We start from the raw sequence: 9,330 nt of genomic DNA, 5'->3' as shown, positions 1-9,330 counted from the left end.
GCCATCTGCTGCTGGTACGCCTGCGCCTGCTGCTGCGCCGCCTGCTGGGACCGCGCCTGGGTGAGCGCCTGCTGGATCTCGTCCGGGATGGTTAGCGGGAGCTGCTCCCGCACGGGCATCGGTCCGTCACCGCGGTTGATGAGGAGGTGCCGGAACACCTCCCGCCCCTCCTCCGCTGCCTGGTCCGCGAGCTCGGGCGTGGCCATGACCCGGACCTCTGCGGTCCACCGGTTGCCGTCGACCCCGATGGCGCGGAAGACCGCCCCGGGCAACACGGCGACGAGTTCGCGCCCCCAGGGACCGTCGACCACCGAGACATCGGCGCCCTGCTGTTCGAGCTGCTCACGCATCCCGGCCACCATCGTGCGCCACTGTCCTGCCGACTTCGGGGCGGCGAACGCCCGCGGGATGACACGTGAGACCTGGGTGACGACGTGGAACTCGGGCTGGCCGGCCGGGTCGAGGGCCACGTTCAGATCGCGGCCCTGCGGCACTCCGATGACGAGCGACCCCAGGTCGATATGGCCGTACCCGAGGGCCGTGTAGTACGCGCGCACGTCTGGAACGGACGAGCGGTCGTGCGGCCCTGTCGAGGACGGCGACTGCGACTCCGGCTCGGTGGACGCGGCGGCGTCGCGGGCCCCGGTCACCGGCTTCTTTCGTCCGAACATGGTGGAAATCCTCTCGGAGTGCGACCCGGCCCCGGACGGGGCCGTCGCGGACGACGCTACCCAACGGCGTCGCCGCCGGTCAGGTCGGCGCGGCGGTGGTCTGTCTCCCCGAGCGTGAGGGCGGTGGTGGTCGGCCCACCCGGGAGTGAGGGCGGCCGGTCAGCTCAGGCGGTGGTGGCCACCGGTCGAACCGTGGCCGCCCTCTCCGCGGTCGGTCTCGTCGAGATCGTCGACCTCCACGACGTCCCACAACTCGACCCGCTGGACGAGGAGCTGTGCGATCCGGTCACCGCGCGCGATACGGACGGGTTCGGCCGGATCGAGGTTGATGAGGTTCACCTTGATCTCCCCCCGGTATCCCGCGTCGACGGTCCCGGGTGCGTTGACGATGGACAGTCCCGCCCGTGCCGCCAGGCCGGACCGTGGGTGCACGAGGCCCACGTACCCGACGGGCAACGCGATGGCGACTCCCGTCGGCATGAGGACACGGTGTCCGGGTGTCAGGTCGCAGTCCTCCGCGGCGTGGAGATCGATCCCGGCGTCCGCCGCGTGCGCCCGGACAGGCAGCGGGAGTCCACTGTCCAGCCGTCGTATCCGGAGCACCTCGCCGGTACCGCTCACCCCGGCCGATCCGCTCACCATGCCGCCGCCCTCCTTCCGGGCGTCGCCCGGTTGCTCGATAGTCTTGAAGTCGTGTCCGACGAAGATCTCCGCCCCCCACCCGATCGCGCGCCGCGCCCCGTCCACTCCGAGACGCTGCGCGTCCCGGTGTGGTGGTGGCTCCTGCTCGCCGCGGTCACCGTCGTGGCGGTCGTCCTGGCCTTCACGGCCGGCGCACGCTGGTGGATGTGGCTACTCGTCATCGTGGTCCCCGCCCTGCTCGCCTGGCTGTTCGTCTCGCTCGGCCGCGAGAGGATCGAGGTCGAATCCGACGGTCAGGGCGGAGGGACACTGTACGCGGGCCGCGCGCGCCTGCCGTTCGACGCGATCGCCCGCAGCGCGGTCGTTCCCGCCACGGCAAAGCAGGCGGCGATGGGACGGCAGCTGGACCCGGAGGCGTTCGTCGTCCACCGCGGGTACATCCCGACCATGGTGATCGTGGTCCTCGACGACCCCCTGGACCCCACGCCGTACTGGCTCATCAGCACGCGCGACCCCGAGGGGCTCGCGGCGGCGCTGCCGGACAACCACTACAGCTGACCGGCGGCGCCGCCGCGCGCGGTACTCAGCCCGCGCAGTCCACGCAGATGGCCATGCCGTCGCGCTCCTCGGCGAAGCGGCTGCGGTGGTGCACCAGGAAGCACTCGCCACACGTGAACTCGTTGTCCTGCTCCGGCACGACCCGCACCGTGAGCTCCTCGCCGGACAGGTCGGCACCCGGCAGTTCGTAGGACTCGGCGGTGTCCGTCTCGTCGACGTCGACCTCGCCGGTGGCTCCCTCCGCGCGCCGTGCCTTGAGCTCCTCCAGCGAATCGCCGGTGAGCTCGTCTGCCTCGGTGCGGCGGGGAGCGTCGTAGTCGGTTGCCATGAGTCTCTTTTCTGGGTCTGTGTGGGGGGTGCCCGATTCGGCGGTGGACCGACCGGCGCACGCATAGTAACGGAATCTCCCGCCTTTTTCATCCAGCGGTCACGTCCGTGTTCCGGGCGGGATCGCCTGCGCCCGACGTTTACAGTGGAGGGCCGGGTCCCGTCGGGGCTCGCAGCCCGTTCACCTGCAGGAAAGGCCCTCATGGTCGTCCATCTCAGCACCCAGGCGACACCGAGCCGGACCCCCGCGCGGGGGTTGACCCGCCTGCGCTCGCCCTACGTCCTGTTCGTGGTCGTGGTGCTCGTCCTCGGGGCGCTCGTCTGGGCCGCGGCACTGCGCGGAGACGACGCCGCCACCCAGGCCGTCGCCTGCCCGCTCCCGCCGGCGGCCGAGGAGGCGGGCCTCGAGGAGGAGTCCGTGGACGCCCTCGATCAGGTCGCGCCGGCGCTGCTCGCCGACACCCGCATCCGGGTGCTCAACGCCAACGGCCAGAGCGGGCAGGCCGGTGCCGTCGCCGCCGAGCTGGCCGAGCGCGGATTCCAACCGGCGGGCTCGGACGCGATCGGCAACGACCCGGTCTACGGGCAGGCCCTCGAGTGCCACGGTCAGATCCGCTATGGCGAGGCGGGCCGGGCCGCCGCCCGCTCGCTCTCCCTCGCCGCGCCGTGCATGCAGCTGGTGACCGACGGCCGCACCGACGGCACCGTCGACCTGGCGCTCGGCACGACGTTCTCCCGCCTGTCCGATTCCACCGCCGCCGTCGGCGCGCTCGACGAGCTCAAGGTGGGTCGACAGCCGATCTCCGCCGAACTCGACGCCGCGCGCGCCGTCAGCTGCTGAGCCGTCCGGTCGCGCCCGCGAGCGCGGAGAGGAACTCCGCCGACACTCCGGGCGTGGCGCCGGTGGTGGGCACGGCGTCGTCCTCCGACACCGCCACCACCGCCCCGGCCTCGGCCGCGATCAGCGCGCCCGCCGCGTGGTCCCAGTATTTGAGCCCGCGCTCGTAGTAGGCGTCCAGCCGGCCGGTGGCCAGCATGCACAGATCCAACGCCGCGGACCCGCACCGGCGGATGTCGCGTACCCGCGGGAGCAACTCGGCCACCACGCGGCCCTGCTCCGCCCGGATCCCCGCGTCGTAGGCGAACCCGGTTCCGACCAGGGCGAGCGACAGGTCCGCGCAGTCCGACACGCGCAGCGCCGTCGTGGTGCCGTCCGCCTCCCTCAGGGCCGCGCCCCGGCCCGAGCCCGCGCTCCAGGTCTCCCGCGTGACGATGTTGTGGACCGCCCCCGCCACCACGACGCCGTCCACCTCGGCGGCCACCGACACCGCCGTGAACGGGATCCCGTACAGCAGGTTGACCGTCCCGTCGACGGGGTCGACGACCCACCGGACCCGCGGCTCGCGCGCACCGGCGAAGTCCCCGTCCACCGGATCACCCGCCGGCTCGCCGCTTGGCCCACCCGCCGGATCACCCGGGGTCTCGTGCGTGTCGTGCGCGACCTCCCCGCCCTCCTCGCCGAGGACCGTGTCGCCCGGGCGGGCGGCCGCGATCTCCCGCCGCAGGTGCTCCTCCACCGAGGTGTCGATGACGGTCACCGGATCGGTCTCCGACGACTTGGACCGCGAGCCCAGCCCCTGCGAGCCCGGCCCCCGCGAGTCGAACTCGGCCAGCATCCGCCGGGCCACGTCACCGCCCGACACCGCCACCCTCTCGGCCAGCTCCCGTAACCCGTCGACGAACTCCGGGCCGGTCCGGCCGGCCTCCTCTGCTGCTCCGCTGGACGTCATGTGCCCCTCCTCGTCGTCGTCGTACCCCTCCGGGGCCCGTACTCGGACCCGCCGCACGGGCGCGGCGGTGAACCCGCCCCGGGGCCCGCCGGACCGATACGCTGGCCCGCGGGCGACCGACGCCCATCGTGCCCCGGCGGCCCGGGCACCTGACAACCCACGCCGTGCCCCGCACGGTCCACCCCACGGGAGCCCCACATGTCCAGCCCCTCGCCCCTCTCCGCCGTCCCGCCGACGGAGACGCCGACCGGACTCGGCGTGGACGTCGGCGGCACCGGCGTCAAGGTGGGGCTCGTCGACCTCGCGCGCGGGGAACTCATCGGCGACCGGCTCGTCCGCCCCACACCCCAGCCCGCCACCCCCGACGCCGTCGCCGCGCTCATCCGCGAGATGGTCGCCGAATTCGACTGGCGCGGCCCGGTGGGCGTCGCCCTCCCGAGCGTCATCCACGAGGGCGTGGCGCGCATCGCGCACAACATCGACCACTCCTGGATCGGCTGCGACGTCGTCGACCTCTTCGACCGGTACCTACCGGGCCGCACTGTCCTCATGCTCAACGACGCCGACGCCGCCGGCCTCACCGAGGTCCACTACGGCGCCGGTGAGGGCGTCGACGGGCTGGTCATCCTGCTGACGTTCGGCACCGGCATCGGCTCAGCCCTCCTGCTGGACGGCAGGTTGCTACCCAACACCGAGTTCGGCCACCTGATGGTCGAGGACATCGCCGGGCGCGGTTTCGACGAGGCCGAGCACCTGGCCTCCGCCTCCGTCCGCGCCCGCGACGGACTGAGCTTCGAGGAATGGGCCCCGCACGTGTCGAACGTGCTGCGCGCCATCGAGGACCTCCTCTGGCCCCGCGCCTTCGTCCTCGGGGGAGGTGTCAGCGAGGCCGCCGACCAGTGGTTCCCCCTGCTCGAGAACCGCACCCCCGTCCGCGCGGCCGTCCGGCGTGGCGACGCCGGGATCATCGGCGCGGCCCTCTACGCCGCAGGTCACTCGGGGCTGCTCGACCTCGGCCGGGTGCTCCCCGACGTAGGCGTCTGACCCGGGCTAACCCCGCCGGATGCAACCCCCCGGACAGAATCTCGTTACAATGGCGCAGGCCGGGAACACGTACCGGCCGGGGACGGGCCCGGTACCGCAAGGCGGACGGCTCGCATGTCTGCAGACCAGGCGGCATCGATCCCCGATTCCCATCGAGTAACCGGTTGTGAAGGGGCGTTTGTGGCAGCCACGAAGACCACCAGTTCGGATTCCGCGGCGAGCGGCGATCCGTCGGGCACCGAGGTCACTGGCGAGGCCCCCGCCAAGAAGACCGCCGCGCGCAAGGCGCCCGCGAAGAAGACGGCGGCCAAGAAAACCGCCGCCAAGAAGGCCCCGGCGAAGAAGACCGCCGCCAAGAAGACCGCGGCCAAGAAGACGGCCGCCAAGAAGACCGCCTCCCCCGCGGGCGCCGACGTGGTCGAGGACGACCAGTTGGAGGACGCCGGGGACGCTCTCGAGGTCGAGCCCGACACGTCCGAACTCGAAGACGTCGAGGTCGACGTCGAGGACGTCGAGGACGAGCAGGCCGACGAGGAGACCAAGGAGGAGCCCAGCGCCAAGGACAAGGCGTCGGGCGACTTCGTCTGGGACGAGGACGAGTCCGAGGCCCTCCGCCAGGCCCGCAAGGACGCCGAGCTCACCGCCTCCGCCGACTCCGTCCGCGCCTACCTCAAGCAGATCGGCAAGGTCGCCCTCCTCAACGCCGAGGAGGAGGTCGAGCTCGCCAAGCGGATCGAGGCCGGCCTGTACGCCACCTGGTACATGGCGCAGGTGACCGAGCGCGGCGAGAAGCTCACCACCGCGCAGCGCCGCGACTTCAAGTGGATCGAGCGCGACGGTGTCCGCGCCAAGAACCACCTCCTCGAGGCCAACCTCCGCCTCGTCGTGTCGCTGGCCAAGCGCTACACCGGCCGCGGCATGGCGTTCCTGGACCTCATCCAGGAGGGCAACCTCGGCCTCATCCGCGCCGTCGAGAAGTTCGACTACACCAAGGGCTACAAGTTCTCGACCTACGCCACGTGGTGGATCCGCCAGGCCATCACCCGCGCCATGGCCGACCAGGCCCGCACCATCCGTATCCCGGTGCACATGGTCGAGGTCATCAACAAGCTCGGTCGCATCCAGCGCGAGCTGCTCCAGGACCTGGGCCGCGAGCCCACCCCGGAGGAGTTGGCCAAGGAGATGGACATCACCCCGGAGAAGGTGCTGGAGATCCAGCAGTACGCCCGGGAGCCCATCTCTCTGGACCAGACCATCGGCGACGAGGGCGACTCGCAGCTCGGCGACTTCATCGAGGACTCCGAGGCCGTGGTGGCCGTGGACGCCGTGAGCTTCACCCTGCTGCAGGACCAGCTCCGTTCCGTGCTCGACACCCTCTCCGAGCGTGAGGCGGGCGTCGTCCGACTGCGCTTCGGCCTCACCGACGGCCTGCCGCGCACCCTCGACGAGATCGGCCAGGTCTACGGGGTCACCCGTGAGCGCATCCGGCAGATCGAGTCCAAGACCATGTCCAAGCTGCGGCACCCGTCGCGCTCGCAGGTTCTGCGGGACTACCTGGACTGATAAGACCGCTGCAGCGGGCCCTCGCCGGACGGCGGGGGCCCGCTCTCGTCTGTGCGGACCGGCTCAGGTGTGCCTTCCGTGTACACCGCCCTCTGCCATCGCGCGTCCTCCGGCGCGGCACCCGGCCCCGGAGTAGGGGCGTTCACCAACTGCGGAGCAGGCTGATCCGTTCGCGGATCTGCTCGGCGGAGGCCATCGGCACGGGCGGGCCACCACACGCGTTGCGCAGCTGGGTGTGGATCGCGCCGTGCGACTTGCCCAGCCGGCCTGAGTACACCGACACGAGGGTGTTGAGCTGGCGTCGCAGGTCCTTGAGTTCGGCGGCGGAGGCCACCCGGTCCGCGGCGGCCCCGGCATGGGCGCCGGGCCCGGCGGCGTTCCCGGGGAGCGTCGTGCCGGCCACCGACGGGTCGGAGCCCACGACGGCGACCGCGCCGGGTCCGGAGGACGACTCCGCGGACGCGCGCTTGATCTGCTCCTTCTCCCGCTGCCGCAGGAGCGCCTTCACGTCGTCGGCTCCCAGCAGCCCGGGTAGGCCGATGTAGTCGGCCTCCTCCTCGCTGCCGGCGAAGGTCGCGGTCCCGTAGGAGGACCCCTCGTACACGATCTGGTCGAGTTCCGCGTCGGCGCCGAGGGAGATGTAACCCCGGTCCTCCTCGTCCTCGGTGTTCTCGTCCTGCTGCTGGTTCGCCTGGGCGAGGAGCTGGTCCTCCAGCCCCTCCTCCCGGTGGGGCTTTCCGAGCACGTGGTCGCGCTGGGCCTCCATCTGCGAGGCCAGCTGCAGGAGTACAGGCACGGACGGCAGGAACACCGAGGCGGTCTCCCCCGGCCGGCGGGAGCGCACGAAACGGCCGATGGCCTGGGCGAAGTACAGGGGCGTGGAGGCGCTGGTGGCGTAGACGCCCACGCACAGCCGGGGGACGTCGACGCCCTCGGACACCATCCGCACGGCGACCATCCACTCGTCGGTCGAGTCGGAGAAGGTGCCGATCCGGCTGGAGGCCGTGGGGTCGTCGGACAGGACGAGCGTCGGCGGCGTGCCCGTGATCTCGGTGAGCAGGGCCGCGTAGTCGCGCGCGCGTTCCTGGTCGGTCGCGATCACCAGGCCGCCGGCGTCGGGCACCCCGCCCGCACGAATCTGCCGCAGGCGCGTGTGGGCGGCCTGCAGGACGGCCGGCATCCAGTCGCCGTGGGGGTCCAGCGCGACGCGCCAGGCGCGGGACATCTGGTCGGCGCTCAGGGGCTCGCCGAGGCGGGCCGAGAACTCCTCGCCGGCGTTGCTCCGCCAGCGGGCCTCGCCCGAGTAAGCGAGGAAGACGACCGGCCGGACGACGCCGTCGGCCAGGGCGTCGGCGTAGCCGTACGAGTGGTCGGCCTTCGACCGCTGGTGCCCCTGCCCGTCGGGTTCGTAGGTGACGAACGGGATCGGGCTGTCGTCGGAACGGAAGGGGGTACCCGTCAGCGACAGGCGCCGCTCGGCGTCCTCGAACGCCTCGCGGATCGCGTCACCCCAGCTCTTCGCGTCGCCGCCGTGGTGGATCTCGTCGAGGATCACCAGTGTCCGCCTCGAGGCGGTGCGTTCGCGGTGCTTGAACGGGTGCGCGGCCACCTGGGCGTACGTCACCACCACTCCGTGGTACTCCGGAGCCAGGGCGCCCGAGGAGTTGGAGTACTCGGGATCGAGCGCGATGCCGGATCGCGCGGCCGACGCGGCCCACTGGTACTTGAGGTGCTCGGTCGGCGCGACGACGGTGATGGCGTCGACGGTGCGGTCGGCGAGGAGCTCGGAGGCGACCCGCAGACCGAACGTCGTCTTACCGGCGCCCGGCGTTGCCACGGCCAGGAAGTCCTTCGGCCGCGCCATGAGGTACTTGCGCAGAGCGGTCCGCTGCCAGGCGCGCAGCGAACCACCCCCGGCGGGGCGGGGGGCGGATTCTGCGGTCGTCTCGTCTGGGCCCGGGACCGCGCCGGGGTCACTCACCAGGCTTCAGGGTCTCGTAGACGCGCTTGCACTCCGGGCACACCGGCGAGCCGGGCTTGGCGGAGCGGGTGACCGGGAAGACCTCACCACACAGGGCGATCACGTAGGTGCCCATGACCGCGCTCTCGGCGATCTTGCTCTTGTCCACGTAGTGGAAGAACTTGGGCGCGTCGTCCTGCGTCTCCTCGGTCGTCGTGACCTCGGGGCGCTCGAGTGTCTTGGTCCGGGTGGTGCTCACCCCCTCATGATGCCGCACCCGGGCGTCGCCGCGCCAACGCCGGAGTACCTTGGGCCCCATGGCACCCGACTTCCGCCGTCATCGATCCGGCGAACGGGACGACACCTCGAGACCCGTGCTCATCACGGGCGCGCGGGAGTCCTACCGGGACGAGCTCGCGGCCCGGAAAAAGCGCTACTTCGTGCTGATGAGCGTGCGGATCCCCGCGCTGCTCCTGGCCGCGGGGTCCCTCGCCCTCTGGAACAACCCGTGGATCGCGTTGGCGATCGTGGCGGGGTCCATCCCGATCCCGTGGATCGCGGTCATCGGGGCCAACGACCGGCCGCCCCTGCCCAAGGGACAGGCCCGGACGTACACGGCCGGGAGTCTGCCCTCGAACGCCCCGTACGCGTTGCCGTCCAGCCTCACCGGCACCACGAACGGCCCCCGTCCGGACGCCGACACCGGGGGCCGTCGGGCGATCGGCCCGACCGCGTCCCCGACCGCGACCGGCCGCGGCGACGAGCCCCGCGACCG

Annotated in this window: 11 protein-coding genes; 5 read left to right on the top strand and 6 right to left on the bottom strand. The window is 72.1% G+C overall.

The genetic code is table 11. The features are described 5' to 3' along the window. Both G6030_RS07755 and dut read right to left on the bottom strand, forming a co-directional pair. On the bottom strand, positions 1-671 hold a 671-nt coding region (locus G6030_RS07755; RefSeq protein ID WP_182642724.1), incomplete at its 3' end, for a DUF3710 domain-containing protein. A 159-nt stretch (positions 672-830) separates the two neighbouring features. Further along, positions 831-1,313, bottom strand: coding sequence for a dUTP diphosphatase (gene dut / locus G6030_RS07750; RefSeq protein WP_063973066.1), 483 nt, complete (start codon positions 1,311-1,313; stop codon positions 831-833). A gap of 51 nt (positions 1,314-1,364) precedes the next feature. Here dut and G6030_RS07745 point away from each other — a divergent pair, with 51 nt between their 5' ends. Then, positions 1,365-1,871 (top strand): DUF3093 domain-containing protein, encoded by a 507-nt coding sequence (locus G6030_RS07745; RefSeq protein WP_061229549.1) that lies wholly within the window; start codon positions 1,365-1,367, stop codon positions 1,869-1,871. Between the two features lie 25 nt (positions 1,872-1,896). Here the strand turns inward: G6030_RS07745 and G6030_RS07740 are convergent, their stop codons facing one another. Beyond that, a complete protein-coding gene (locus G6030_RS07740) occupies positions 1,897-2,199 on the bottom strand; it encodes a DUF4193 domain-containing protein (protein ID WP_007628750.1) in 303 nt (100 codons plus the stop codon). Positions 2,200-2,400: 201 nt separating this feature from the next. Here G6030_RS07740 and cei point away from each other — a divergent pair, with 201 nt between their 5' ends. Next, positions 2,401-3,039, top strand: a complete 639-nt coding sequence (gene cei, locus G6030_RS07735) for an envelope integrity protein Cei (RefSeq protein ID WP_063973067.1) — start codon at positions 2,401-2,403, stop codon at positions 3,037-3,039. Here cei and G6030_RS07730 read toward each other — a convergent pair. Then, positions 3,029-3,988 carry an inositol monophosphatase family protein gene (locus tag G6030_RS07730; RefSeq protein ID WP_182642723.1) on the bottom strand — a complete coding sequence of 320 codons (960 nt, stop codon included), beginning with the start codon at positions 3,986-3,988 and terminating at the stop codon, positions 3,029-3,031. The two genes, cei and G6030_RS07730, sit on opposite strands and share 11 nt — an antisense overlap. A gap of 198 nt (positions 3,989-4,186) precedes the next feature. Between G6030_RS07730 and ppgK the strand changes: the two genes are divergently transcribed. Together ppgK and G6030_RS07720 are read left to right on the top strand one after the other, a co-directional pair. Then, positions 4,187-5,032: a polyphosphate--glucose phosphotransferase gene (gene ppgK, locus G6030_RS07725; RefSeq protein WP_182642722.1), complete on the top strand. Its 846-nt coding sequence runs from the start codon at positions 4,187-4,189 to the stop codon at positions 5,030-5,032. A gap of 114 nt (positions 5,033-5,146) precedes the next feature. Further along, the gene (locus G6030_RS07720) at positions 5,147-6,595 is read left to right on the top strand and encodes an RNA polymerase sigma factor (protein ID WP_182642721.1); all 1,449 of its coding nucleotides are present in this window, start codon (positions 5,147-5,149) and stop codon (positions 6,593-6,595) included. A gap of 142 nt (positions 6,596-6,737) precedes the next feature. Here the strand turns inward: G6030_RS07720 and G6030_RS07715 are convergent, their stop codons facing one another. Together G6030_RS07715 and G6030_RS07710 are read right to left on the bottom strand one after the other, a co-directional pair. Further along, entirely contained in the window at positions 6,738-8,576 is a 1,839-nt protein-coding gene (locus G6030_RS07715) for a DEAD/DEAH box helicase (protein ID WP_109148734.1), read from the bottom strand. Continuing rightward, positions 8,569-8,814, bottom strand: coding sequence for a DUF3039 domain-containing protein (locus tag G6030_RS07710; protein WP_007628744.1), 246 nt, complete (start codon positions 8,812-8,814; stop codon positions 8,569-8,571). Before G6030_RS07710 ends, G6030_RS07715 begins: the two co-directional genes overlap by 8 nt. Before the next feature lie 58 nt (positions 8,815-8,872). Here G6030_RS07710 and G6030_RS07705 point away from each other — a divergent pair. Beyond that, a partial coding sequence (locus tag G6030_RS07705; protein ID WP_182642720.1) for a DUF3099 domain-containing protein occupies positions 8,873-9,330 on the top strand: 458 nt, incomplete at its 3' end.

The organism is Dietzia sp. E1 (assembly GCF_014145015.1).
Taxonomy (GTDB): Bacteria; Actinomycetota; Actinomycetes; order Mycobacteriales; family Mycobacteriaceae; genus Dietzia; species Dietzia cinnamea_A.
Note: the sequence above shows the minus strand (reverse complement) of the source record. Positions and strands in the feature narration are given on the sequence as shown.

Bases quoted from the DNA above. Each gene is read 5' to 3' on its own strand.
- dut (WP_063973066.1), bottom strand. From the start codon at position 1,313: ATGGTGAGCGGATCGGCCGGGGTGAGCGGTACCGGCGAGGTGCTCCGG.
- G6030_RS07740 (WP_007628750.1), bottom strand. From the start codon at position 2,199: ATGGCAACCGACTACGACGCTCCCCGCCGCACCGAGGCAGACGAGCTC.
- cei (WP_063973067.1), top strand. From the start codon at position 2,401: ATGGTCGTCCATCTCAGCACCCAGGCGACACCGAGCCGGACCCCCGCG.
- G6030_RS07730 (WP_182642723.1), bottom strand. From the start codon at position 3,988: ATGACGTCCAGCGGAGCAGCAGAGGAGGCCGGCCGGACCGGCCCGGAG.
- ppgK (WP_182642722.1), top strand. From the start codon at position 4,187: ATGTCCAGCCCCTCGCCCCTCTCCGCCGTCCCGCCGACGGAGACGCCG.
- G6030_RS07720 (WP_182642721.1), top strand. From the start codon at position 5,147: ATGTCTGCAGACCAGGCGGCATCGATCCCCGATTCCCATCGAGTAACC.